This is a genomic window from Saccharopolyspora pogona (assembly GCF_014697215.1).
Lineage (GTDB): Bacteria > Actinomycetota > Actinomycetes > Mycobacteriales > Pseudonocardiaceae > Saccharopolyspora > Saccharopolyspora hattusasensis.
Map to the genome: position 1 here is coordinate 5,866,427 of NZ_CP031142.1, position 22,807 is coordinate 5,889,233.

At 68.2% G+C, this 22,807-nt stretch carries 20 protein-coding genes and 1 pseudogene; 11 read left to right on the forward strand and 10 right to left on the reverse strand.

Going from position 1 to position 22,807, the window contains the following annotated elements; translation table 11 throughout:
* Nucleotides 1–381 precede the first annotated feature (381 nt).
* Nucleotides 382–682 (reverse strand): annotated as a pseudogene (locus DL519_RS27160) (urease subunit gamma).
* 269 nt (nucleotides 683–951) lie between these two features.
* Here DL519_RS27160 and DL519_RS27165 point away from each other — a divergent pair.
* The 4 genes from DL519_RS27165 (at nucleotide 952) to sepH (ending at nucleotide 6,038) form a co-directional block, all read left to right on the forward strand.
* The gene (locus DL519_RS27165; RefSeq protein ID WP_190818942.1) at nucleotides 952–2,079 is read left to right on the forward strand and encodes a citrate synthase 2; all 1,128 of its coding nucleotides are present in this window, start codon (nucleotides 952–954) and stop codon (nucleotides 2,077–2,079) included.
* 428 nt (nucleotides 2,080–2,507) lie between these two features.
* A complete protein-coding gene (locus tag DL519_RS27170; RefSeq protein WP_190818944.1) occupies nucleotides 2,508–3,434 on the forward strand; it encodes an SEC-C domain-containing protein in 927 nt (308 codons plus the stop codon).
* A gap of 292 nt (nucleotides 3,435–3,726) precedes the next feature.
* Entirely contained in the window at nucleotides 3,727–4,869 is a 1,143-nt protein-coding gene (gene serC, locus DL519_RS27175; protein ID WP_190818946.1) for a phosphoserine transaminase, read from the forward strand.
* Nucleotides 4,870–5,135: 266 nt separating this feature from the next.
* Nucleotides 5,136–6,038: a septation protein SepH gene (sepH, locus tag DL519_RS27180; protein ID WP_190818948.1), complete on the forward strand. Its 903-nt coding sequence runs from the start codon at nucleotides 5,136–5,138 to the stop codon at nucleotides 6,036–6,038.
* 241 nt (nucleotides 6,039–6,279) lie between these two features.
* Here sepH and DL519_RS27185 read toward each other — a convergent pair whose 3' ends face one another.
* From DL519_RS27185 to DL519_RS27195, 3 genes are all read right to left on the reverse strand, one after another.
* Nucleotides 6,280–7,116 carry a transposase family protein gene (locus DL519_RS27185; protein ID WP_190818950.1) on the reverse strand — a complete coding sequence of 279 codons (837 nt, stop codon included), beginning with the start codon at nucleotides 7,114–7,116 and terminating at the stop codon, nucleotides 6,280–6,282.
* A 533-nt stretch (nucleotides 7,117–7,649) separates the two neighbouring features.
* On the reverse strand, nucleotides 7,650–8,261 hold the full coding sequence (locus DL519_RS27190) for a DUF2537 domain-containing protein (protein ID WP_190818952.1): 612 nt from the start codon (nucleotides 8,259–8,261) through the stop codon (nucleotides 7,650–7,652).
* Nucleotides 8,261–9,064, reverse strand: a complete 804-nt coding sequence (locus tag DL519_RS27195; protein ID WP_190818954.1) for a TrmH family RNA methyltransferase — start codon at nucleotides 9,062–9,064, stop codon at nucleotides 8,261–8,263. Before DL519_RS27195 ends, DL519_RS27190 begins: the two co-directional genes overlap by 1 nt.
* Before the next feature lie 227 nt (nucleotides 9,065–9,291).
* Between DL519_RS27195 and DL519_RS27200 the strand changes: the two genes are divergently transcribed.
* The 3 genes from DL519_RS27200 (at nucleotide 9,292) to DL519_RS27210 (ending at nucleotide 12,937) form a co-directional block, all read left to right on the forward strand.
* Nucleotides 9,292–10,230, forward strand: coding sequence for an aldo/keto reductase (locus tag DL519_RS27200; RefSeq protein WP_190818956.1), 939 nt, complete (start codon nucleotides 9,292–9,294; stop codon nucleotides 10,228–10,230).
* A 118-nt stretch (nucleotides 10,231–10,348) separates the two neighbouring features.
* Nucleotides 10,349–11,845: a glutamate--cysteine ligase family protein gene (locus DL519_RS27205; RefSeq protein WP_190824241.1), complete on the forward strand. Its 1,497-nt coding sequence runs from the start codon at nucleotides 10,349–10,351 to the stop codon at nucleotides 11,843–11,845.
* A 258-nt stretch (nucleotides 11,846–12,103) separates the two neighbouring features.
* Nucleotides 12,104–12,937 (forward strand): transposase family protein, encoded by an 834-nt coding sequence (locus DL519_RS27210; RefSeq protein WP_190818958.1) that lies wholly within the window; start codon nucleotides 12,104–12,106, stop codon nucleotides 12,935–12,937.
* Between the two features lie 7 nt (nucleotides 12,938–12,944).
* Here the strand turns inward: DL519_RS27210 and DL519_RS47295 are convergent, their stop codons facing one another.
* Together DL519_RS47295 and DL519_RS47300 are read right to left on the reverse strand one after the other, a co-directional pair.
* Nucleotides 12,945–13,646, reverse strand: a complete 702-nt coding sequence (locus DL519_RS47295; protein ID WP_223840365.1) for an ABC transporter substrate-binding protein — start codon at nucleotides 13,644–13,646, stop codon at nucleotides 12,945–12,947.
* Nucleotides 13,568–14,104, reverse strand: coding sequence for a TroA family protein (locus tag DL519_RS47300; RefSeq protein ID WP_223839602.1), 537 nt, complete (start codon nucleotides 14,102–14,104; stop codon nucleotides 13,568–13,570). Before DL519_RS47300 ends, DL519_RS47295 begins: the two co-directional genes overlap by 79 nt.
* Before the next feature lie 384 nt (nucleotides 14,105–14,488).
* On the opposite strand from DL519_RS47300, the gene DL519_RS27220 reads away from it, so the two are divergent.
* The gene (locus DL519_RS27220; protein ID WP_190818960.1) at nucleotides 14,489–15,118 is read left to right on the forward strand and encodes a superoxide dismutase; all 630 of its coding nucleotides are present in this window, start codon (nucleotides 14,489–14,491) and stop codon (nucleotides 15,116–15,118) included.
* Nucleotides 15,119–15,384: 266 nt separating this feature from the next.
* On the opposite strand, the gene DL519_RS27225 is transcribed toward DL519_RS27220, so the two are convergent.
* Nucleotides 15,385–16,746: an MFS transporter gene (locus tag DL519_RS27225; protein ID WP_190818962.1), complete on the reverse strand. Its 1,362-nt coding sequence runs from the start codon at nucleotides 16,744–16,746 to the stop codon at nucleotides 15,385–15,387.
* 32 nt (nucleotides 16,747–16,778) lie between these two features.
* On the reverse strand, nucleotides 16,779–17,213 hold the full coding sequence (locus DL519_RS27230) for a MarR family winged helix-turn-helix transcriptional regulator (RefSeq protein ID WP_190818964.1): 435 nt from the start codon (nucleotides 17,211–17,213) through the stop codon (nucleotides 16,779–16,781).
* Between the two features lie 341 nt (nucleotides 17,214–17,554).
* Between DL519_RS27230 and DL519_RS27235 the strand changes: the two genes are divergently transcribed.
* Nucleotides 17,555–18,949 carry an IS1380 family transposase gene (locus DL519_RS27235; protein ID WP_190818966.1) on the forward strand — a complete coding sequence of 465 codons (1,395 nt, stop codon included), beginning with the start codon at nucleotides 17,555–17,557 and terminating at the stop codon, nucleotides 18,947–18,949.
* Between the two features lie 203 nt (nucleotides 18,950–19,152).
* Here the strand turns inward: DL519_RS27235 and DL519_RS27240 are convergent, their stop codons facing one another.
* Entirely contained in the window at nucleotides 19,153–20,619 is a 1,467-nt protein-coding gene (locus tag DL519_RS27240; RefSeq protein ID WP_190818968.1) for an NCS2 family permease, read from the reverse strand.
* Nucleotides 20,620–20,679: 60 nt separating this feature from the next.
* On the opposite strand from DL519_RS27240, the gene DL519_RS27245 reads away from it, so the two are divergent.
* Together DL519_RS27245 and DL519_RS27250 are read left to right on the forward strand one after the other, a co-directional pair.
* Nucleotides 20,680–20,979 (forward strand): DUF2530 domain-containing protein, encoded by a 300-nt coding sequence (locus DL519_RS27245; protein ID WP_190818970.1) that lies wholly within the window; start codon nucleotides 20,680–20,682, stop codon nucleotides 20,977–20,979.
* 103 nt (nucleotides 20,980–21,082) lie between these two features.
* The gene (locus tag DL519_RS27250) at nucleotides 21,083–21,877 is read left to right on the forward strand and encodes an ESX secretion-associated protein EspG (RefSeq protein ID WP_190818972.1); all 795 of its coding nucleotides are present in this window, start codon (nucleotides 21,083–21,085) and stop codon (nucleotides 21,875–21,877) included.
* Between the two features lie 36 nt (nucleotides 21,878–21,913).
* Here the strand turns inward: DL519_RS27250 and DL519_RS27255 are convergent, their stop codons facing one another.
* Entirely contained in the window at nucleotides 21,914–22,453 is a 540-nt protein-coding gene (locus tag DL519_RS27255) for a hypothetical protein (protein ID WP_190818974.1), read from the reverse strand.
* Between the last annotated feature and the right edge of the window lie 354 nt (nucleotides 22,454–22,807).

A 22,807-nucleotide genomic window follows, 5' to 3' on the forward strand; every position in this document is an offset into this window, starting at 1 on the left:
GCGCCAGCCGCTCAGCCCACCCTCACAACCGGCACCGCCGCCGATTCAGCGCCCCGACGACGCTGCCGATCAGCACGGCCAATCCGAGCTGCGGTCCGGCCACCAGCAGCACGACCAGGAACAGCAATCCGGTCGGCACTGTCCTGCAGGTACACCTGCGAAATGCCCGCAGGCACGGCGTGCAGCAAGGTCAGCGCGCCGTGTGCCGCGGGTCCCGTTGCCCGCTACGTGGCATTCGATCAGCTGTGAAACCTCTAGATCCTTCGCATGGTGACCGATCGCCCTCTGCGAGCCGGCGCTCGGCGGCCACGGCGTTCTCGGCCAGCGCGGTGGCCAACTCCTCATGTCGATTCGAGATCAGTGACCGGCCGGGCCGCCGCTTCAGGTGATCGGGTCGTGCACCGTGACCAGCTTCGTGCCGCCCGGGAAGGTCGCCTCGACCTGCACGTCGTGGATCACCTCGGGCACCGTCGAGCACCTGGTCGGCGCGCAGCACCTGGCGGCCGCTCTGCATCAGCTCCACGGCGGTCCGGCCGTCCCGAGCACACTCCGCGACGTGGTCGGCGATCATGGCCACCGCTTCGGGGTAGTTCAGCTTCAGTCCGCGGTCCAGCCGCTCGCACGCTAGGCGGGCCGCAACGTAGACGAGCAACTTGTCGCGCTCTTGAGGAGCAAACTGTATCTACTTAACACACGCGGACCGGCAACACCCGGCGCTGTACTGCAGCTTTACCTGCGGACAGACAATTGAACCAGTACAATCTATTTTCCAAAATTTTGCGCCGCTAATTAAATTATTTCCGGATCGTGTGATCTAGCTCATTCCGGGGTTTTCGCCCGGTGAATCCGATTGCTTTCACCTCGCGGGCGGGTGCACTGTGTTCACGACGCCCCGCCACGTCCCCCCAGCCGCGCACGCGCGGCCCCGAACACCGAGGAGACGAGGCAGCCATGAGCAACGCGGGCAAATCCGAATTCCGCCCCGGCCTGGAGGGCGTGGTCGCCTTCCAGACCGAGATCGCCGAACCCGACCGCGACGGCGGAGCGCTGCGCTACCGCGGCGTGGACATCGAGGACCTGGTGGGCACGGTGTCTTTCGGCGACGTCTGGGCGCTGCTGGTGGACGGTCGCTTCGGCGACGGCCTGCCGGCTGCCGACGACGCAGTCCTGCCGGTCCGCACCGGCGACGTGCGGGCAGACGTCCAAGCCGCACTGGCGATGATCGCGCCGACCGCCGGTTTTCCGCCGCTGCTGGACATCGACGAGCAACAGGCCCGCGCGCAGCTGGCGCGTTCCAGTGCGCTCGGGTTGTCGTTCGTGGCGCAGTCCGCGCGCGGCGACCAGCCGCCGGTTCCGCACGCCCGGATCGCAGAAGCCGCGACGGCCACCGAGCAGTTCCTGATCCGGTGGCGCGGCGAACCGGACCCCAAACACGTGCAGTCGCTCGACGCGTACTGGGTATCGGCGGCCGAGCACGGGCTGAACGCCTCCACGTTCACCGCCCGGGTCATCGCCTCCACCGGCGCCGACGTCGCCGCCTGCCTGTCCGGGGCGGTCGGCGCGATGTCCGGCCCGCTGCACGGCGGCGCCCCGGCCCGGGTGCTGCCGATGATCGAGGAAGCCGAGCGCACCGGCGACGCGCGCGCAGTGGTGACGTCGATCCTGGACCGCGGCGGGCGGCTGATGGGCTTCGGCCATCGCGTCTACCGCGCCGAGGACCCGCGGGCCAGGGTGCTGCGCAACACCTGCGACCAGCTCCGCGCGCCGCGCTTCGAGGTGGCCCGGGAGCTGGAGCAGGCCGCGCTGGCGGTCCTGCGGGAGCGCCGACCGGACCGGCAGATCGAAACCAACGTGGAGTTCTGGGCCGCGGTGGTGCTCGACTTCGCCCAGGTCCCGACGGCGATGATGCCGGCGATGTTCACCTGCGCCCGGCTCGCGGGCTGGTCGGCGCACATCCTGGAGCAGCAGCGCACCGGCCGCCTGGTGCGCCCGTCGGCGCAGTACGTCGGCCCGAACCCGCGCTCCCCGCAGGCCGTCCCGGGATGGGACTCCATCAACCAGCTGATCGCCCAGGTGTGATCGCGGCGTGCTCCGTCTCCGATGGCGGAGGTGAAGCGAACGGACCGTTCGCGTCGTCTACGAGCCTGTTGCGTTTTCGGCGAAAACGGCTGAACCGAAGTACCAAATCAGTCTCGATCGCCGCCGTTTGTCCGCCAGTGGCCATCTCAGCCGTGATCGATCGATCACGGTCCGTGGTGGGCGTAATTTTGCAACAGGCTCCTACCGACGCGAACGGACCGTTCGCCCCAAACCGCGAACCGCGACACCCATCGCGACACCAGAAGCCCGGAGCGCTGACGGCCTCGCACACCGAAGCCACCGCCAGCACCGCCCCGGAAAGGGGCTGGTGAAGCGAACGGACCGTTCGCGTCGTCTACCGACGTGAACGGACCGTTCGCTCCGAACCGCTCCCCCGAAGCACCTTCCAGCAGCGCTAGCGTGGAGTGGTGACAGTCACATCCACCGATGCGCAGCGGCGGTTGCACGTCGAGTACGCCGAAGCGCTGGAGGCCGACGCGGAGACCAGCGGCGAGCAGTGCAACGACCTCGTCGAGGCGGCGGATTACTGGCATTTCGCGGGCGAGCACGAGCGCGAAGAACGGGCCCTGCTCGCCGCGGCCGAGGTCGACGACGACAACAACGTGCTCAACGGCGCCGCCGCGTACGCGAAGTTCCTGCTGACCCACGGGCGGCGCGCGGAGGCCGAGGAACGCTTCGCGCAGCTGCTCCGCGAGGGCTCGAACTGCGAGTGGGCCTACGCGACGGCGTCGATCGCTTACCAGCTCGTCGACGCACCCCAGGAGGCCCTGCGCTGGCTTAACGTCGGCGTCAACCGGTTCATCCCGAGCCTGGACGTCGAGCTGGAGAAGGGCGATGCCGGTTCCGAGCTGCTGCGCCAGCGCAGCCTCCTGCGCCGCGAGCTGGGCCTGCCGAAGGACGGGTTCGACGACCTCCTCGACCGCCTGACCGACCACGGCCGCCAGATCGGCGAGCAGATCCGCGAGATCCGGCGGCACGACGAGACCGAACGGCTCGCGGTCCTCTACTGGCCGCCGGAGGAATTCGCCGAGCTCCAACGAGGACGCCCGACCTGGTACCCGGGCACCACGCACCTGGAGCACCGCCGGGAGGTCCAGCGGGCCCTGCGGCAGCACCCGGCACCTGCCGTGGTCATCGGCTCGATCGGGGCGCTGGTGGACTTCGCCGCGTCCCGCGGAATACCCCCTGGCGAACGGTCCGCCCGCGAGGAGTTCGCCGCCGAAACCGCCCGCCGCGGGCTGGCGAGCGCCTGGCCGCCGGGCCGCAACGACGCCTGCTGGTGCGGCTCCGACCGCAAGTACAAGAAGTGCTGCGGAGCCCCCGGCTTCGCCTGAGCCACGCGCCGCGGGGCCGAGCGCCGCCGCAGGGCCGAGCGCCGCCGCAGGGCCGACCGCCGCCGCAGGGCCGACCAAGATCAGGTGATGTCGCCCGGCGGGATGTTGGCCAACTGCGATGGTCCGCAGTAAGTTGCGGTGCGGCTGTTCGCAGCACCGGGGTCACCCCACGGAAACCCTGCTGCAACACTTGAGCCGAGCCGGCAAAGGCGCCGGTCACCAGGCCACTGGCGCGCGGGAGGCACGCCCCGCCACCTGCACAGTCACCACAACAACGCCCGGAGGCGCCGGCATGACGCAGGCCGAGACCATCGATCCGACGACCCTGAAGCTGCCCGAGGAACTCAAGCCCGCCGACGGCCGGTTCGGCTGCGGTCCGTCCAAGGTGCGCGACGAGCAGCTCGCCAACCTGGCTGACGCGGGCGCCGCACTGATGGGCACCTCGCACCGGCAGAAGCCGGTGAAGTCCCTGGTCGGGCGGGTCCGGGAAGGACTGCAGGAGCTGTTCTCGCTGCCCGACGGCTACGAGGTCGTGCTGGGTGTCGGCGGCACCACGGCGTTCTGGGACGCCGCGACGTTCGGCCTGGTCCGCGAGCGGTCGCTGCACCTCACCTACGGCGAGTTCTCCTCGAAGTTCGCCAAGGCCGCCAAGACCGCGCCGTTCCTGGCCGACCCGGTGGTGGTCGCCGCCGAGCCGGGCGACGCGCCGGAGCCGGTGTCGGACCCGTCCGTCGACCTGATCGGCTGGGCGCACAACGAAACCTCCACCGGCGTGATGCTCGCGCCGAGCCGCCCGGAGGGCTCGGAGAACGCGCTGATCGCGATCGACGCCACCTCGGGCGCGGGCGGGCTGCCCTTCGACGCGGCCAACGCCGACGTCTACTACTTCGCGCCGCAGAAGTGCTTCGCCGCCGACGGCGGGCTGTGGCTGGCCGCGATGAGCCCGGCCGCGATCGAGCGGATCGGCGAGATCGGCGCGTCCGACCGCTGGATGCCGGAGTTCCTGTCGCTGCCCACCGCGCTGGACAACTCCCGCAAGGACCAGACCTACAACACCCCGGCGGTCGCCACCCTGTTCCTGCTCGCCGACCAGATCGAGTGGATGAACGGCCAGGGCGGGCTGGACTGGTGCGTGCAACGCACCCGCGAGTCGTCGCAGCGTCTGTACTCCTGGGCCGAGGCGTCGGAGTTCGCCACCCCGTTCGTCGTCGACCCGGCGAAGCGCTCCCAGGTGGTCGGCACCGTCGACTTCGCCGACTCCGTCGACGCCGCAGCGGTCGCGAAGGCGTTGCGCGCCAACGGGATCGTGGACACCGAGCCGTACCGCAAGCTGGGCCGCAACCAGCTGCGGGTCGGCATGTTCCCGGCGATCGCCCCGGACGACGTCACCGCACTGACGAAGTCCATCGATTGGGTGGTTTCGCAGCTCTCCTGACACGCATAGCCGCTGGGATCGAGGCCGATCCCGGCGGCTTTTTGCCGAACGCCACTCCACTAAGTGAACAGTCGGCCACTATTGGTGACATTCGCGGAAAATGAGTGATTTTACCCGTTCGCTCAAGCACCACCTTTCCGGCAAGATCGAAGCCGGAGAGAGCGACCAATGCGGATACGACGTGCCCGGCGTGCCTCCCGCGTCAAGGCGGCGCGCCGGGTTACCGTCACAGCTTGGTGACATGTAGGTCGGCGGGAGGCTGGCGTATGCGAGCGCTGCGAGTGGTCGGGCTCGACGAGGACGGTGAATCCGTCATCTGCGAGGACCCGGAGAACGGCGAGCGCTTTACCGTGCCCGCCGACGAACGACTGCGTGCCGCAGCCCGCGGCGACCTCACCAGGCTCGGCCAGGTCCAGATCGAGATGGAAGCCCAGATGCGGCCCCGGGAGATCCAGTCCCGCATCCGCTCCGGCGCGTCCGTGGCGCAGATCGCGGAGGCGTCCGGCATCCCGGAACACCGGGTCGAGCGCTACGCCTACCCCGTGCTGCTCGAACGTGCCCAGATCGCCGAGATGGCGCAGCGCGCACACCCGGTCCGCGAAGACGGCCCGGACGTCCAGACGCTCGGCGAGGTCGTCGCGCACACCTTCGGGATGCGCGGCCACGAGTACTCCGAAGCCAACTGGGGCGCCTGGCGCGGCGAAGACGGCAAGTGGGTCGTGCAGCTGACCTGGCAGGCCGGGCGCTCGGAAAACCGCGCGCACTGGGTCTTCCACCCAGGCGCGCACGGCGGCACCGTCGCCGCGCTCGACGACCACGCCGCCGACCTGCTCGACCCATCCCCGAACCGCCCACTGCGGACTGTCCGGCCGGTCACCGAGCTGGCGCGCGAAGCGCTGCAGCTCGACCAGCAGGCGCAGCCGGTGCACGAGCGGATGGAGGAGCCGGTGGCCGCAGCGCGGCCGGAGGCGCCGAGCCTCGATCTGGACACCGGCCCGCCGGCGGAGCCGGCGGAAGAGCCGGTGGCGGAGGAAAGCGCCGAGGGCGCGACCGCCGAGGCCGCGGAGGACGACGCGCAGCGCAAGGCGGAGCCGCGGCGCGGGCGCAAGAGTCATCCGATCGTGCCGTCGTGGGAGGACGTCCTGCTCGGCGTCCGGTCCCACCGCTGACGACAGAAACCCAACGGGGCCGGGGCGAGCACCAAGCTCACCCGGCCCCGTTGGCATGTCCACGGTCACTTCTGAGGTTTCGCACTTTTTCATCGCCGCAGGTCAGCGCCTCACGCTCAACTTCCGAATGTCCGTTCCGTGTCGGCATGGGCGATCTTTCGGGCGGTCTAGAGCTGCGGTCGCCGCGAAACTGCGAAACTTGAGTCACTTCGATTTCAATTGAGGTGATCTCAGTAGGGGGTTATGCGAGTCGGCCGTGTTCGAATTGGGTGAGTACGAGTGCGGCTTTGACGATGGTGCCGATTTTGCGGGGGCTGGTGGTGAAGTGTCGTAGGGCGCGCCAACGGCCGGTGAGCAGGGCAAATCCACGTTCGCCGAGGGCGCGCAGGCCGCGCAGCAGTTTGTTGTAGGTCTGGTTGTCGACGTCGAGTGGGCGGCCTTTGCTGGTTTTGGGGTGTTTGATCGGGGTGAGGACCCCGGCTCCGGCACCCTGGTAGCCGCCGTCGGCCAGGGTGGGCAGGTCGAGCTGGGAGTAAGCCCAGTACAGGGCGCCGAGGACGTGGTTTTCAGCGGCGGTGATGTCGTGGACGGACCCGGGCTCGACGTCGGAGACCCACAGCGGGAACCCGTCCGGGTCCGTCAGTGCTTGGATGTTGCCGGCTTGTTCGCGGGTTTTCCCGGAGTACCACAGGTCGATCTCGGTGCCTTTGGTGCTGGTGGTCTTTTCGCCGAGACGGTCGGAGGAGAAGTTTTTGCCGTCCAGGATCAGATAGGCGTCGCCGTTGTCTTTGGCCCGTTGCAGGGCGTCGTGCAGATCCGGGGCCTGCGCGGCCAGCGCCTCGATGCCCTCGTCGACATACCGGTAGCCGGTCGCGCGGGCGACACCGTGATCGCGGGCCAGTGTGGTGGTGTCGGTGCGGTCGCGGAACCACCGCAGGACCAGCACAGCCTGCCAGAACGTGGTCAACGCCCGGCGCCCCTTGCGGGTCCCTTTCCGGCGGCGTTCACCGGCCAGCAGCTTGCTGAGGAAGAGCACCAGTTCACGGGGAACATCGAGTTTGGCAGAATACGTGACCACGTGGGGCCTTCCCTGGTCGAAGATCGTTTCTTGGTCGAACTTCTTCTACCAGGGACCCCACGTCCCACTCTCCCCAGGCCAGCCCTACCCGATCACACACCCATTCCGGCAGGCCGCCTTCAGCCACTTCTTACCGAGATCACCTCAATTGGAAATTGCACTCTGTCGGCGTGTCGGACCAAAACACGCCGACAGATGTGGACAACTCCCCCGATTTCAATGGAAATCAGAGTTCGGATTTCCATTGAGCCTTTGTCATACTGGTCGATCCGCAGCCGCGACGCCTGAAGTCCCACGGTCCGGGGCTGCCGCAAGTGGCGTAGCCGCCTTGGCCCACCTTCGCAGCCTGCATCGCCGCAGGTTCTCAGCAGTCTTCTCGCGAGGACAGCCCCGACGCCGCGTATTGGTCGGTCATACACAAGTCCCGGGATCCCACAGCCGAGAAGACCGCTGAGGTTCCGCTACCCGCACCAGAACGCAAGTAGAGATTGGAAAACGCTCATTGAAATTGCGTGGTCGGCCGCGATCCGGTGTCAGCCGAGGAGGCTGAGGATCAGCGCTATCCAGGCGGCGACTATGCCCGCCGCCGTTCCGTAGGCCGCCCAGCGCCAGACCGGAACGTACCGGCCCAGCCAGATCGACGGCGTGAACCCGGCCGCGACCGCGAGGTTGACCACCGCCGCGAGGATTCCGCTCACGTCCGCCAGCCCCTGCGTCACCACCACCAGGGTCACCGCCACGATCGCCCCGATGATCGCGCTGACCACCAGGCCCGGACCCCACGGCGTTGGCGGCACCGGGGCGAGCGTTCCGCCACGTCGTCCAGGTATCGCGTGCGCCGAGCGCGGCCGGCCGATGCGGTCCAGTTCGCCGCTGAGCGGGTCGACGTAGCCGATCTGCCCGCCGGTCTCCGCCGCGAGCCGCATCGCCAACTGGCGACCGCGCTGCGACACCAGCTCCGCGTCGTTGTCCGCGGTTTCCTCGGCCTGCACGGCCTCCACCACGTGCGCCCACTCGTGCAGCGCAGCGACCAGCGCACCCGGCAGCCTCAGCCGGGCCGGGTCGACCTCGCGACCGACGCCGCGCACCAGCACCGCGCGACCGGATCGTGCGTGCAGCTCCCAGCCGGATTCCCGGGCGTCCATCACGCTCCGTTCATCGCGTGGAAGGTGATCGCCCCGGCGGTGGCGACGTTGAGCGAATCCACCCCGCTGACCATCGGGATCCGGACCGCGACGTCCGCGGCCTCGATGGCCTCGTCGGTGAGCCCGGGGCCTTCCGAGCCAAGCAGCACCGCCACTGAACCCCGGTCCAGCTCCGCGTCGCGAAGGGATTTCGAATCCGCTCGGGGAGTGAGCGCGGCGATCCGGAAGCCGTTGTCGCGCAACAGCTTGAGGTCTTCTGGCCAGGAGGTGAGGTGGGCGAACGGGACCCGGAGCACGTGCCCCATCGACACCCGGACGCTGCGCCGGTACAGCGGGTCCGAACATCCCGCGCCGAGCAGCACGCCGTCGATGCCGAGCGCTGCGGCGTTGCGGAACAGCGCGCCGAGGTTCTCGTGGTCGCCGATGCCTTCCAGCACCGCCAGGCGGCGGGACCGGCCGATGAGCTCCGCCGGCTCGATGACCGGGGCTTGGTCGGCGACCGCAAGCACGCCGCGATTCAGGTGGAAGCCGACCACGCTCGCCATCACGTCGGCATCGGTGACGTAGGCGGGCACATCGAGGGCGGCGGTGGCCTCGGCCAGTTCCTCGATCCGGCGGCGCACCCCGAACAGCGCCCGCACCGGGTACGGCGAGGCGAGCAGTCGCTCGACCACCACGACGCCTTCGGCGATCACCAGCCCGCGCCCGCCCGGGCGATCCGGGCGGCGGTCCGCGCGGGACAGATCGCGGAAGTCGTCGACCCTCGGGTCGTCGGCATCGCTGACCTCGACAATGTGCGCCACGCGCGCATTCTCGCACCCGCCGCCAATCGGGCTGGCCGCCCCGGCTGGCGCGTTGCGGGTGAACCGCGTTGTCGTTCTCGGCCAGTGGGATCGGCGGTGTCGGAGATGCAGGTGTGTCCGTTGACCTAACCCGGATTCGCCTGGGATTCCGGGCAAAACGTGCGAAGATCGACGAATGTGCCGTCCGCCACCGGATCGGGCGACCACAGGAGGAGTAGGTTCGCGGCATGGCTCGACTCGGCAACACAGAACTCGACGTCTTCCCCATTTGCCTCGGTGGCAACGTGTTCGGCTGGACGGCCGACCGCGACGAGACCTTCGACGTCCTGGACCGCTACTCCGCCGCGGGCGGCAACTTCATAGACACCGCCGACAGTTATTCCTTTTTCGCTCCGGGCAATTCGGGCGGCGAGTCGGAAACGCTGATCGGCGAGTGGCTGCGCGCCCGGGGCAACCGCGACGACATCGTGACCGCCACCAAGGTCGGCAGGTGGCAGGACCGGCGACCCGGCCTGTCGGCGGCGAACATCAAGGCCGCGGCCGAAGATTCGTTGCGACGCCTGGGAGTCGATCACATCGACCTGTACTACGCGCACAGCGACGACGAGGCCACGCCGCTGGCCGAGACGCTGGGGGCGTTCGACGAACTGGTGCGGGAGGGCAAGGTCCGCTACATCGCGGCGTCGAACTACACCGCACCACGTCTGGCCGAGGCGCTGGAGATCTCGCGCCGCGAGGGCCTTGCCCGCTTCGACGCCTTGCAGCCGCACTACAACCTGGTGGAGCGCGGCCACTTCGAGGGCGAACTCGCCGAACTCTGCGTTCGCGAGAATCTGGCGGTGCTGCCGTACTACGCGCTGGCCAAGGGATTCCTGACGGGCAAGTACCGGCCGGGCGGCGACAGCTCGGAGAGCCCGCGGGCCGAGGGTGCCCGCACCTACTTGGACGAGCGCGGCGTGAAAGTACTCGCTGGATTGGACGAAATCGCGACACTCCGTAACGTGCCTATCCCTTCGGTCGCACTGGCGTGGCTGTTGGGACAACGCAGTGTTACTGCGCCGATCGCCAGCGCCCGCAACACCGAACAGCTAGCGGATCTGCTCCCGGCGGCCCAACTCACGCTCACTTCCGCCGAGCTGGAGCGGCTTGCGGACGCCTCCCGTTGATCATTCTGCGAACCTTCCGGTGACACCGTTTTGGCCGCTGGTCCCCGGGTACCGATGTGTCACGGTGGTTTCCCCAGCGCTGCGCGCTGACGTGCTGCCGATCAAGCGGGGAGACGGCATGGGAAGGCACGTGGACGATCAACCCTTCAAGCCAGTGGACCGGCAGCGGTATCGGAGCAAGATGCAGCGCGGCCTGGACGCCCTGGCCCGGATGCTCGCCGAAGGCAATTTCTCCTTCCCTCACCAGCAGATGGGGCTGGAGATGGAGCTGTGCCTGGTGGACGACCAGATGGAGCCGTCCATGTCCAACGCGGTGGTGCTGGAGAAGATCAGCGAGCCGGTGTTCACCACCGAGCTCGGCCAGCAGAACATCGAGCTCAACGTCGAGCCCCAGGTGCTGGCCGGGGACAGCGCCCTAGAGCTGGAGGCCCGGATGCGCGCCGCGCTGCTGCGCGCGGACGGCGGGGCGCACGACGCCGGGGCGAAGATCGTCATGATCGGCACGCTGCCGACGCTGCGCAGCGCACACTTCGACCCGAACTGGCTGTCGCGCAACCCGCGGTACTCGCTGCTCAATGAGCAGATCTTCCTGGCACGCGGCGAAGAAATGCTGCTGGACATGGAGGGCGTGCCGCTCGACGAGGCGCAGTCCGAGAAGCTGCGCTCCTACGCGGACTCGATCCTGCCGGAGTCGGCGTGCACCTCCGTCCAGCTGCACCTGCAGGTGGCGCCGGAGGACTTCGCGGCGCACTGGAACGCCGCGCAGTGCCTGGCCGGGGTGCAGGTGGCCATCGGCGCGAATTCCCCGTTCCTGCTGGGCAAGGCGTTGTGGCACGAGACGCGGATCCCGCTGTTCCTGCAGGCCACCGACACGCGTCCGTTGGAGTTGAAGAACCAGGGCGTGCGGCCGCGGGTGTGGTTCGGGGAGCGTTGGATCACGTCGATCTTCGACCTGTTCGAGGAGAACGTCCGCTACTTCCCGGCGTTGCTGCCGGAGCCGGAGGAAGAGGACCCGGTGGCCGCGCTGGAAGCCGGCCGGGCGCCGACGCTGGCCGAGCTGCGGCTGCACAACGGCACCATCTGGCGCTGGAACCGGCCGGTTTACGACCTGGTGGGCGGGGTTCCGCACCTGCGGGTGGAGAACCGCGTGCTGCCGTCGGGGCCGTCGGTGGTGGACATCGTCGCCAACGCCGCGTTCTTCTACGGCGCCCAGCGGGCGCTCACCGAACAAGATCGTCCATTGTGGACACAGATGTCGTTCGCGGCGGCGGAGGAGAACTTCTACGCCGGGGCGCGGCACGGCTTCGACGCGCACCTCTACTGGCCGAGCATCGGCTGGGTAAAGCCGGATGAGCTCGTGTTGCGACGCCTGCTGCCGATGGCGCACGACGGCCTGCGGGCGTGCGGGGTGTCGGACGCCGCGTGCGAGCGCTACCTGGGCGTGATCGAGAAGCGCTGCCTGGCGAAGCGCAACGGTTCGACCTGGCAGCGGGAAACCGTTGCGCTGCTGGAAGACCGCGGCGCAGACCGGCACGGCGCCCTGGTCGGTATGCTGCGCCGCTACATCGACCTCGCCGACAACGGAGACCCGGTCCACGCCTGGCCGGTGGGGTGATTTCCCCGGAATCGGGCGATCCCCCAACGTCGAGATCGCAGCTCCCACCTGGTACCCCGCAATTTCAATGGGCTTTTTTCATCCTGATCTTGGCTGGTCAGAGGGTGTGGTCGTGGGTGGCGTGGTGTGGGCGGGCTGGCCAGGGCCATGATCATTTATCAAGATCATCTGACGGTGGCCGTGGTCGCGGAGAAGATGTGACGATGATCATGGCCGGTTGGCTGCAACGAGAGTGCCCCCGGCGGGGTTGGGGAGTGTGTGAAAACCCAATCCAGCCCCGCCGAGGGCACCGAACCCATTGTGCACCAAGCCCAACTTCCCGTGTCGAGGGCCACGATCGACTACCTCGCCTCGCTGATCACCACGCACTGCAGGAAAATCCGCTCTCGCTGGCGCAAGGTGACCCCTGGTACGCAGGCGATCATCGTGCTCGCGGTGCTGCGTCACGACCAGCGGCTGCTGGACATCGCCGGCGGCAACAGGGTGTCGGCCTCGACGATCCGCCGCTGGGTGCTGGAGGTCATCGACCTGCTGGCCGCCCGTGCCCCGCGCCTGGACCGCGTCCTGAGCAAAGTGGCCCGCGGCGGGGGTGAGGTCGTGCTGCTGGATGGCACCCTGGTGCGCACCCAGCGCCGCACCGGCAAGAACAACCGGCGCAACTACAGCGGCAAACACAAAGCCCACGGCCTGCTGTTTCTCGCCCTCACCGACCACAAAGGCAACCTGTTGTGGTTCTCTGCGGCCAAACCAGGGCGGGCCTCGGAAGTCACCACCGCCCGCCACAACAACATCACCACCGCACTCCGGGACGCCGAACTCGGCGCGATGTGCGACCTCGGATTCACCGGACTGGAAGACGACCCCGACGAACCCGTGATCATCATCGGCCGCCGCGCCGCCCGCGCCCACCCGCTCACCGACGCCCAGAAACAAGCCAACCAACTCGTTGCCCGCGAACGCGCCACCTGCGAACACGGCTTCGCCGACCTCAAAAACTGGCGCATCCTCACCCGCCTACGCATGCACGCAGCCAACGCCACCCGCCTACTACGGGCCCTGCTGGTGCTGACCAACCTCGAAATCACCCGCTGACAAACGATCACCAAAAATGATCATCGCCCCTGACCAGCCCACACACACCCCACCCCACCCCGTCAACCCCCCACCACCAGCACAAACAGGATGAAAAAACCCCAATGGAAATCAGAGCTCTGATTTCCATTGAAATTGCGGGATCAGGGCCGGCAGAGGGGTCCGTCGACCTCGGGGACCGGGCGGTCGTTGTGGCTGGTGAGACGGGCTCGGTGAGTTCGACGAGCGGGATCGTGCTGAACCGCTGGTCACGCACCGCGGGCGTGCCCGCCACAAGCGGGTGCCCCGTCAGGTACTCCAGCTTGTTCTGAATCGGGGCCGCCAGGTAGTCGACGAGCACGATCGCCTGCGGGGCCCGCGCCGCCACGTCCTCCCAGCCGACGTCCGCGAAGACGTCCGGCACATCGCCGAAGACGTTGCGCGCCCCGGCCCGGCGCTGCGCGTCGTGGCCGACGCCGTTGCCGCCCAAGGTGAATGCAGCCTGCTCGCCGGAGTCGTAGACGAAGACGTCCACCGGCGCCGTGCCCGCCAGTCGCTGCTTGACCGCGCGTACCCGGCCTTCGATGTCGGCCGTGACCCGCCGAGCGTTCTCCGGCAGGCCCAGCACCTCGCCGAACATCGCGATGTCGGTCAGCAGCGTGTCCATCCCGGACGGGCCCGCGGCGCAGGACTCCGAGAGCAGCAGCGTTCGAATACCGCTGTCCTCCAGCGTTTCCGGCCCCGGCCGGTCGTGTCGTCGAAGGCGCTGGCGTAGCCGCCGACGACCAGGTCGGGCTCGGCTTCGAGGATGCGCTCGTGGGACGGGTACTGGTCGGCGAGCAGCGGCACCTGGGCGTAGGCGGCGGCCACCGACGGCGGCGGCGCGTGGCCGTCCGGGTAGGCGGTGCCGACCAGCCGATCGCCCAAGCCCAGCGACAACAGGATCTCGGTGGCGTGCTGGTTGAGGCTCACCACGCGCTTCGGCGGCTCCGGGAACGTCTCGATGCGACCCCAGTTCTCGATTCGCAGCCCGTCACTCTGCGATTCGGCGACGGTGCAGCCAGTGATGGAGAGCGTGAGGAGGACGAGGGCAAGCAAGAGCCGGTTGGGCCGTCGCGGACGGCGATTTCGCGCGAAATCGCCGCTCCCCGTGACGTGTCCGATCTGCGCGACGAGCAAGCGGCACATCGTGCGTTCCAGGGTCGAGCCGGCCTGAGGGAAGGCCGGGACCGCACTGGAGGCTGCGAATCCCAGACCCCGACCGCAGACCACGGCGGTCGTTGGAGATCCCTCGCGAACGGGCGATCGGACTCGCCGCGCGGTGCGCGGCCTACCGTTGCGGGTCAGCGCCGGACTTCGACCGGCTTCTCCCGCTCGCGGGGTCCGCCAAGGATGCTGCCCGCCCCCTCGAACCGGGTCAACCGGGCAAATTCCCCCGCGCCGCACGGTTTTCGCAGATCACCGGGGTTGTTGACGCAACTCGCCCGACAGGTGAGATCAACACCTCCATGCGGACTAGTTGCCATAAAGTGGCAATAGCTAGAGACTGTTGACAGCGAAGGGAGATGCTCAATGGCGCAGTACGTGTTGCCGGAGTTGGACTACGACTACGCGGCGTTGGAGCCGGCGATCGCCGGTGAGATCAACGAGTTGCACCACAGCAAGCACCACGCGGCGTACGTCAAGGGCGCCAACGACACGGTGGAGAAGATCGCCGAGGCGCGGGAGAAGGGCGACTTCTCCTCCATCGTGGGGTTGGAGACCACGCTGGCGTTCAACCTGGCGGGGCACTCGCTGCACCTGGTGTGGTGGAAGATCCTCTCACCGGGCGGCGGGGACAAGCCAACCGGCGAGCTGGCGGCGGCCATCGATGAGGACTTCGGTTCCTTCGACAAGTTCCGCGCCCAGATGGAGGCGGTGTCGACCACGATCCAGGGCAACGGCTGGGGCGTGCTGGCCTGGGACCCGGTGGGTCGGCGGTTGATCACGCAGCAGTTGCGGGACCACCACTCGAACCTGTCGATCGCCACGACCCCGCTGCTGGTGTTCGACATCTGGGAGCACGCGTACTACCTGCAGTACCGCAACGTGAAGGCCGACTACGTCAAGCACCTGTGGAACGTGGTCAACTGGGACGAGGTCGCCGCGCGCTTCGCCGACGCCCGCGCCGGCTACAACGGCCTCCGCCTCCCCAACGCCTGACGGGCAGAACCACCGCGCCGACGGTTCTCGCCGGTCAGAAGTCGTGAGCGTTTTGGGTCTAGCAGCCCAAGCGCTCACGACCCAAGGACTCGGCGGTGAGTGCTCCGACAAGCCCACTGCCGACGCTTCGGGGCCTTCCTCCGGGAGGGCCCCGAAGTCCTTTCCGGCCCCGCAGACGATCGGGCCCCGGTCTCCCGAAGGAGGCCAGGGCCCGATCCGTTCCCGAACTGACTACCGCTCCCACCACGAAGCGGACGAGATTTAGGTTAGCCTAACCTCCGCGATCGGGCAACTCCTCCGCCCACCGAACCAGCACCGCGCTGACGCCATGCCAGCACCGCGACCCCGCCGAGCGCGGCGGCCAACGACGCCAGCCCGCCCAGCAGGATCGGCCAGCGTGGCCCGAGCACCTCGGCGATCCACCCGGAAGCCAGCCCACCCAGCGGTTTTCCACCCAGGAACAGCAGCATGTACAGGCCCATGACCCGGCCGCGCATGGTCGGCTCCACGGCCAGCTGGACGGTCGAGTTCGCGCTGGTGGTGAACGTCATGACGGCGACCCCGACCGGGATCAGCGCCACCGCGAACAGCTCGTAGGTCGGCATCAGCGACGCCGCCGCCTCCAGCACGCCGAAAACCGCGGCGCCCAGCAGCATCAGCCGCAGCCGCGGCACTCCGCGCCCACTTCGGCGGGCCGCCAGCGCCGCCCCGGTCAACGTCCCGATCGCGAGCATGGTGATCAGCAGGCCGTAACCGTCGGCGTCCCGCTCGAAGGTGTTGCGCGCGATCACCGCGAACGTGCTCTCGAAGTTCATGCCGAAGGTGCCGAGGCAGAACACCAGCACCATCACCACGATCAGATCCGGACGCCCGCGCACATAGCGCAGCCCGGCGCGCAGTTGGCCGCGTTGCTTCGGCGGCGGCTTGACCCGGTGCAGCGCCGCCTGATCCATCAGCGCCAGCCCGGCGACCACGGCGACCGAGCTCAACCCGTTGGCCAGGAACACCCAGCCGGTGCCGATCGCGGTGATCAGCACCCCGGCGATGGCCGGGCCGACGATGCGGGCCAGGTTGAAGGTCATCGAGTTCAGCGCGACGGCGTTGGTGAGCTGCGCTTGCCCGACCATCTCGACGACGAACGACTGCCGCACGGGCGCGTCCACCGCCGCGAAGCACCCGAGCACGAAGCACAGCACGAAGACGTGCCAGAGCTGCACGAGGCCGGTGACGTTGAGCAGCCCCAGCGCCAGCCCGCACGCGCCGAGCGCACTCTGGGTGCCGATGAGCATGCGCCGCTTGTCAATGCGATCCGCGACGACTCCGGCCCACAGCGTCAGCAGCAACGTCGGGATGAACTGCAGGGCGACCGCCACGCCGAGCGCGGCGGGGCTGCCGCCGGAGAGCTCCAGCACAAGCCAGTCCTGCGCCGCGCGCTGCATCCACGTGCCGGTCAGCGACACGACCTGACCGGAGGCGTAGTAGCGGTAGTTGCGCTCCCGCAGCGAGCGGAACATGCCGCCGCCGGAGTCGGTGGAGGCGGTCGGTTCGTCCGATGTGGACGACGATGTGAGGTTGCCCGGATCCTCGCTCGGGCCTGCTCCCGCGCGCGATGCGGATCGGTCAACCACGCTCGTGCTTACCGCCTCTCACTGACGTTCTGTCATCGGCTGGCCAGTCGGTCGATGATCTCGACCGCCTGGGACAGCACCCGGCGTTCCTCTCCGGACAGGTCCACGAGCTGCTGGTCCAGCCAGCGCTCCCGGATCGAGACCTCTTCGTCTATGCGGGCCCGACCGGCCTCGGTCAGCTCCACGATGGCCTGCCGACCGTCGGTCGGGTGGGCTCGACGGGCGACCAGCCCGGCGTCTTCCAGGGCGGCGATCACCCTGGTCATCGACGGCGGCTGGACGCCTTCCCTCGCTGCCAGCTCGCCCGGCGTCATCGCGCCGGTCTTGTGCAGGCAGGACAGCGCCGACAGCTGGGACAGCGTGATCTTCAAGTCGGCGCTCTGCGCGCGCAGCCGCCGATTCAGGCGAACGACCGCGAGCCGCAGACGACTCGCCAGGGTGCGCTCTCGCTCCGCGATATCGGACACGTCGTTAGTCTACCAAACCATTTCGGGGAATCGGACAAACTGATCACGCAGATCAGTGGCCGCCCACAATAGCCATGCCGCGACCCCGGACCTGGATCGCAACCCAATCGACGCACTACTCCGATCGGCCCATCCGAGCGCTGCCGAAACCCAGCGGATGCGGGTTCCGCCTGGTCAGGACCCGTGCGCACTTTGTGGTGCCATAGCCCGGATCCACCGGTGTTGTGGTGAAAGTTTGTGCAGGCGGGGGTCGTGTCGTGGTGGGGCAGATGCCCTCTGGCCTGGGATGATTGTTCTTGCAAGAGAGACAATCGGTTCCTGGATGAGAGGGCATCTGCTGGATGCAAGCATCGCATAGTGTCGGCGCGGTGTCGGTGAGGTTCGATGATCCGAATCTCGTGTCGTGTGCGGGATTGGTGCCGGTGTTGCGGCTGGCCGAGCAGGTCGGGGTGGCTGATCTGGCTGAGCAGACGGTGAAATTGTCGCCGGATGTGGGGTCGGCGGGGGCGAATCCGGGTGTGAAGGTGTCCTCGATCGTGGCGGGGATGGCCTGTGGTGCGGACTCGTTCGAGGATCTGGGTGTGATCCGCCACGGTGGCATGTCGCGGTTGTTCGACGGGATCCGGGCGCCGTCGACGCTGGGCACGTTTCTGCGTGGGTTCACCTATGGGCATGTGGCGCAGCTGGAGAAGCTGGGCCGGATCGTGCTGGAACGCCTGGCCGGGCGGTGCGGGTTGTTGCCGGGGGCCGATGAGCTGGTGTTCGTCGATATCGACTCGAAGATCAAAGAGGTCTACGGGGCGGGGAAGCAGGGCTCGGCGTATGGGTATACGAAGGTGCGGGGCCTGAACTATCTGATGGCCACGATCTCCACCCCCGGTACGGCGCCGGTGGTGGCGGCGACCCGGATGCGGGGTGGTAACGCCAATTCCGCCCGCGGCGCGGCGTCACTGATCACCTCGGCGACCAAGACGGCCCGGGCGTGTGGTGCGACGGGGACGATCGTGGTGCGGGGTGATTCGGCGTTTTTCACCGGCCCGGTCATCGCCGCGATCCGCAAAGCCGGGGCGTATTTCTCGGTCACCGCCAAACACACCGCGACTGTGAAGGCCGCGATCGCCGGGATCGACGAGAACACATGGCAGACCGTGCGTTTCAACCGGCCGGTCTTCGACGACCGCGCCAAGCAGTGGATCTATGAGGGCGAGATCGCCGAAACGACACTGGAGGCGTTCACCAACGTCACCCAGAATCCCGGCCGTGCGGTCACCGCCCGGCTGATCGTGCGCCGCACCCGGATCACCACCACCGATGCCACCGGCGAGTTGTTCCCGGTCTGGCTTTATCACGCGATCTTCACCGACTCCCCGCACGAGCTGCTCACCGCCGAGGCCGAGCACCGCGGCCGCGCCGGGACGATCGAGCAAGTCTTCGCCGACCTCAACGACTCCGCCGCGGCCCACCTGCCCTCCGGGCAGCTCGCCGCCAACGGCGCCTGGCTGTCCCTGGCCGCGCTGACCCACAACCTGATGCGTGCCGCAGGCAGTCTCGCGTCGCAGTTCCACGCCAAAGCCCGCACCACCACCCTGCGGCGGCACCTCATCACGATCCCGGCCCGTATCGCCCGCTCCGCCCGCCGCATCGTGCTGCACCTCCCGGCCGACTGGCACTGGAAACAGGCCTTCACCAGCCTGTTCACCGCAACCCACCCCCCGCCAGCCGGGGCCTGCCCCTGACCACACCCGCCTACGGGCGCCGACCGGAGACCACAGTGGATAAGCCGGACCACCAGGCCGGCGGACTCCGCACACCCACCACCAGCATTATCGATCAACACCCCCAAGACCTTGATCAACAACCCACGCCAAAACCAACTCGGTGGATCCGGGCATAGCGCCACAAAATGCGCACGAGGCCGAACGCCGAGCCGAGCAGTCGCTCAGATGCCGAAGAGCGCGCTGAACGGACCGGAGCAGAAGTAGAGCACGAACGCCGCCGAGACGACCCACATCAGCGGGTGCACGGTGCGGACGCGGCCGGTGAACACCTGCAGCAGCACGTAGCTGATGAAGCCCGCGCCGATGCCGTTGGCGATCGAGTAGGTGAACGGCATCACCACGATCGTCAGGAACGCGGGCAGCGCGATGCTGAAGTCCGACAGGTCGATCTGCCGGATCTGGGTCAGCATCATCGCCCCGACCACCACCAGCGCCGGAGCCGCCGCCTCCACCGGGATGACCTGGTAGAGCGGGGTGAAGAACATCGCCGCCAGGAACAGCACACCGGTGATCACGTTCGCCAGCCCGGTCCGCGCCCCCTCCGCGATGCCGGACGCGGACTCCACGAACACGGTGTTGGAGCTCGCCGAGCCCAAGCCACCCGCGACCGCGCCGACGCCCTCAACGGCCAGCGCCTTGCCGATGCCCGGCAGATTGCCGTCCTTGTCGGCGAGCCCGCCTTCCTTGCCGAGGCCGGTCATGGTGCCCATGGCGTCGAAGAAGTTCGCCAGCACCAGCGTGAACACCAGCATCGCGGCGGCCAGCGCGGGCAGCCGGGTCCACGCGCCGAAGGAGATGTCGCCGACCAGCGACAGGTCCGGCAGCCCGACGACCTGCCCCGGGATCGCCGGATAGCCGAGGTTCCAGCCGTAGGGGTTGGTGCCCTCCGACGGGCCCGCGTGGAAGACCGACTCGACGATGATCGCCAGCACCGTGGTGACGGCCACGCTGATCAGGATCGAGCCCCGCACCTTGCGCGCCACCAGCACCGAGGTCAGCACCAGACCGAAGACGAACACCGCGGTCGGCCACGAGGCAATCGAACCGTCGATGCCCAGCCCGACCGGCACCGTCGTGTTGGCCGCGTCCGGCAGCCGCCGCACGAACCCGGAGTCGACCAGGCCGACGAACGTGATGAACATACCGACACCGACCGCGATCGCGGCCTTGAGCTCGGGTGGCACCGCGTTGAACACTGCGGTCCGGAAGCCGGTGGCGACCAGGATCAGGATGATGATGCCGTCCACCACCACCAGGCCCATGGCCTCCGGCCACGTCACCTGCGGCGCGATGGTCACCGCCAGCAGCGTGTTGATGCCGAGCCCGGCGGCGATCGCGAACGGGTAGTTGGCGACGAGTCCGAACAGGATCGTCATCACACCCGCGACCAGCGCCGTGGTCGCGGCGACCTGCGACACCGGCAAGATGTTGCCGAGCACGTCGCGCTTGGCGCCGGCGTCCTCGGCGGAGTAGCTGCCGAGGATCAGCGGGTTGAGCACGATGATGTAGGCGACCGTGACGAAGGTGACCACGCCGCCGCGAACTTCCCGCCCGACGCTGGACCCACGGTCGGTGATCTTGAAATACCTGTCCAGCAGCGACCTCTTGGAAACGTCTCGATCCACCATCAGTACTTCCCGATCACCGCACCTGCGCGCGCGTTCATTACCGGGGGTAGCCTGCCTGACGTGGCAAAAGACAGCGAACCCACCCCCTCGGCACCAGGCCACCGACCGGTCCCGCCGCTCCCGCGGAGGCTGGCGGACCCGACCCCGGTGGTGCTGTTCGGCACCGCGCTGTGGTTCGCCGGGGCGATCCTGTTCGGCATCCGCGACTGGACCGGCGGCTCCTGGGAAATCCAGTTCTGGACCTGCCTGGCCGGCGGCGCGCTCGGCATCATCGGCTACGGGGTGTTCCGCTGGCAGCGCTCGGCGGCGCGCCGCGGCTCCCGCGGAGCTTGGAAGGGCCTGTCCGGACTCGACGGCTGAGCCTGCACGATTCCTGCTCCGAACTGCCCCGCAACCGGTTAGTCTGCACAGTCGTCACCAGATCCGACGCGCAACTCTGACCTAACGCGGGAGCGCAGTACCAGTGCCCAAGCTCGACGTCGACCGACTCGAATTCGCGATCCTAGTCGAACGCGCCGGACTCACCCGAATCCCGGTGATCGCGTCGTACAGCAACTACGGGACGACCGTCAAAGACATACCGCGCGAGTTCGACGCAGCCGAGCAACGGGTCCGCGACCGCGGCCTGATCAACCCGGGCGGCGTGAACGACCGGGTCATGGAACTGCTGGGCATCTACGCGCACACGACGGTCGAGTACGACCTGCGGTTCTCGTCCAAGAAGGAAAGCGAGCTGCGGGCGGCGGTGTCCAAGGCGAACAAGACGGCGGTACGCACGGTCGTCGACGGCGACCGGATCATCCTGGAGCCGGTGCACCCCAACGACCTGATCCCAGCCCTGGTGTCGGCGCTGCCGGCACACCCGCCGGCGCGGATCCGCCCGCCGCTGAGCGTCGACCTGGCGGAGATGCGCGCGGCGATGAACGAGGTGCGCCGCCGCGGCGACGAGGACCCGCAGGCGATCGAGCAGAGCCTGCGCGCCCGCGGCGTGAACGTGGCGAGCTTCCGCAAGGTGACGCAGCTGCTGGACGGACCGCGCCTCGGCCTCGGTGAGATCGGCGTCACGATCTGGGGCGACCGCCGCAAGGAGTACCGCGGGGATCAGACGCTCCGCATCATCGACCTGCAGCAAGGCCGCACGGCGGTCTACAACAGCGGAACGCAGCGGATGTTCGCGGGGGCGGACATGAGCACGTTCACGCGAGTGCTAGGAGAGCTGACGACGAGGACCCAGCGCGAGGCGGCGGCGGCCTGGTAGCGACCAAGGTCACGCTCACTACTAGCGGCTGTCAAGTTAGGGGTGTGGAGGCCGGTTGTCGGGTCCGGGGCCGTATTTGCGTAGGAGCTCTCGTGCTGGGCGGAGCAGCCGCCAGCCGATGATCATGTTGAGGGTTGAGAGCAGGCATGGCACCACGAGCAGCACCAGGTAGGCGACGACCGGCGGGCTGTAGTCGAGCTGCATGTCGGCTGGCCAGCGTTTCGATGCGTTGACGGTGCCGGTGAAGATAAAGACGGAGATGCCCGTCGTGACGACAGTGCCGCTCCACAGCGTGACTAGCACTCGGCGCGTGTTGGTGGCGAAGGTCGCGTTCAGGTACCCGTCTTTCACGAAGGAGCGGCCCGTGGTCAGGGTGATGCCGGAGAAGAAATAGAAGAATGCGGCGAGGCCGCCCATGACTACGGTGAAGAGCGTCGTTCCTACCGTAGCCGCGGGGAGCCGGTAGCGGCTCCAGACGATCAGGATTCCGATGATGATGCTCAAAGGCATCGACAACGATCCGATCAAGGTGCAGGTGAACCGGATCTTTCGCGCGAGTCGTGGCGGCAGCACCATGAACAGGTGGTGACGAGCGGGGACGGGCCGCTAGTGATACTGCGGTGGTGGTGGTCCGCCGGCGTTCATTGGTTGACTCGCCAATCTGAGCCGTCACCGTCGCTGACGCGGCTGCGGGGCCCGTGCGCCAGCTCCCCAGGAGAGCTCTGCTCGCCCAACCGCTTGAGGACCTCGTGAGCTCAAGTTCGATCTCGGAGTTCCGCACCGATGAGGCCCAGCCCAAGTCGATCCACACGTCCAGGATCTGTCCGCTCCTGGCAGAGCCCCGTACATGCCCGCCCGAGCTCTCCACCGACACGGTTTGCTCGACACGAGCGGACAGTTGCTCAGTGAACTGTTGGAGATCAACCGAGA

Coding starts and splice junctions, on each gene's coding strand:
- DL519_RS27165 (WP_190818942.1), top strand. CDS start 952: ATGAGCAACGCGGGCAAATCCGAATTCCGCCCCGGCCTGGAGGGCGTG.
- DL519_RS27205 (WP_190824241.1), top strand. CDS start 10,349: ATGGGAAGGCACGTGGACGATCAACCCTTCAAGCCAGTGGACCGGCAG.
- DL519_RS27255 (WP_190818974.1), bottom strand. CDS start 22,453: ATGGTGCTGCCGCCACGACTCGCGCGAAAGATCCGGTTCACCTGCACC.
- DL519_RS27190 (WP_190818952.1), bottom strand. CDS start 8,261: ATGGACGCCCGGGAATCCGGCTGGGAGCTGCACGCACGATCCGGTCGC.
- serC (WP_190818946.1), top strand. CDS start 3,727: ATGACGCAGGCCGAGACCATCGATCCGACGACCCTGAAGCTGCCCGAG.
- sepH (WP_190818948.1), top strand. CDS start 5,136: ATGCGAGCGCTGCGAGTGGTCGGGCTCGACGAGGACGGTGAATCCGTC.
- DL519_RS27235 (WP_190818966.1), top strand. CDS start 17,555: ATGCAAGCATCGCATAGTGTCGGCGCGGTGTCGGTGAGGTTCGATGAT.
- DL519_RS27240 (WP_190818968.1), bottom strand. CDS start 20,619: ATGGTGGATCGAGACGTTTCCAAGAGGTCGCTGCTGGACAGGTATTTC.
- DL519_RS27200 (WP_190818956.1), top strand. CDS start 9,292: ATGGCTCGACTCGGCAACACAGAACTCGACGTCTTCCCCATTTGCCTC.
- DL519_RS47300 (WP_223839602.1), bottom strand. CDS start 14,104: ATGTGCCGCTTGCTCGTCGCGCAGATCGGACACGTCACGGGGAGCGGC.
- DL519_RS27220 (WP_190818960.1), top strand. CDS start 14,489: ATGGCGCAGTACGTGTTGCCGGAGTTGGACTACGACTACGCGGCGTTG.